The following is a 1,060-nucleotide window of genomic DNA, read 5'->3' on the forward strand; positions in this document are numbered from 1 at the left end:
AGTAAATAACATAACAACATAAGGAAAATTCTATGCAAGTAAAGAACATTTTTATCGCAACCATCTTAGGTTTAACTCTAAGTAGCGTCATGACTCCTGCAAGTTTTGCGAATACAGATACTTCAACTAGCTCAAGTCAACAACAAGTACAAACTCCTAAAGCTCCCGAACTCTTTTTAGATGGTTATACTTTAGAGCGTACAAATGTTCTTGAAGTGGATGGAGTAAAAGTTTATTCAGGTTTATTTACTAATGGTTTAATTCAGCAAGTACTCATCCGTGTAAGCCCTGAAACTGTACCTATGACTGTTTACAATGTAAATAGTTTATCGGTACAAGCTCCTACAGATATGAGTGCGGAAGTGATTAATCAAGTATTAGAATCTTACGCTTTATCACAGCGTGTAACTAAATAAAGAAATAACCAATTAAATAATCCTCTACGCACTTAAGTAGAGGATTATTTATTTTAAGCAGGAAGATAAAATTTTACGAGAGATTTTGATTAAAAAGATTTTATAAGAAGCTGGAAGAGAATGAGAGATTCTTGATAGTTGTCTGTCTAAAGAGGCAACTTTGTTCCAACTCTTGAATGGGAGTAGCAAGAAAGTAAAGCAAGTAAACTTTTCCTTGCTAAGTATTTTTAATGTGAGAATAAAGATGAAAAAATTAACAATTTTAACGCTCTTAGGGTTAACTTTAGTTCCTCAAGCCTTTGCTCAAGCTTCGGCGTTTACGAATGTAAAACCTGAACCCCCAGCTTTCTATGCAATTGATGGTTATACCGCCCAAAGAACCGTTTCAGTAGCTCTCGAAGATGGACGTACTCTATGGGGAGCTTGGTTCACCAATCATTTAGTTGATTTAATTATGATTAAGGAAACTAATGATCCTGTAACTATGAAAACTTATAATGTAGGTGATTTAGCAGTACAAGCTCCGGAAAATGTAAGTACAGCTCAAATAAATCAAGTACTTGAAGCTATGGGACGTAAAGAACGTATTTAGTAATTAAAATTTAATCTTAGATAATAAGTAAATCTTAAATAAAGGTCTTAAC

General features: G+C 33.6%; 2 protein-coding genes. Both read left to right on the plus strand.

Going from position 1 to position 1,060, the window contains the following annotated elements:
* Positions 1-32: 32 nt before the first annotated feature.
* Positions 33-416, plus strand: coding sequence for a hypothetical protein (locus tag CKF59_RS07020; protein WP_119535226.1), 384 nt, complete (start codon positions 33-35; stop codon positions 414-416).
* A 244-nt stretch (positions 417-660) separates the two neighbouring features.
* Entirely contained in the window at positions 661-1,008 is a 348-nt protein-coding gene (locus tag CKF59_RS07025) for a hypothetical protein (RefSeq protein WP_119535227.1), read from the plus strand.
* The last annotated feature ends 52 nt before the right edge of the window (positions 1,009-1,060 follow it).

This window comes from Psittacicella gerlachiana (assembly GCF_003585965.1).
GTDB lineage: Bacteria > Pseudomonadota > Gammaproteobacteria > Enterobacterales > Psittacicellaceae > Psittacicella > Psittacicella gerlachiana.

Bases quoted from the DNA above. Each gene is read 5' to 3' on its own strand.
- CKF59_RS07025 (WP_119535227.1), top strand. From the start codon at position 661: ATGAAAAAATTAACAATTTTAACGCTCTTAGGGTTAACTTTAGTTCCT.
- CKF59_RS07020 (WP_119535226.1), top strand. From the start codon at position 33: ATGCAAGTAAAGAACATTTTTATCGCAACCATCTTAGGTTTAACTCTA.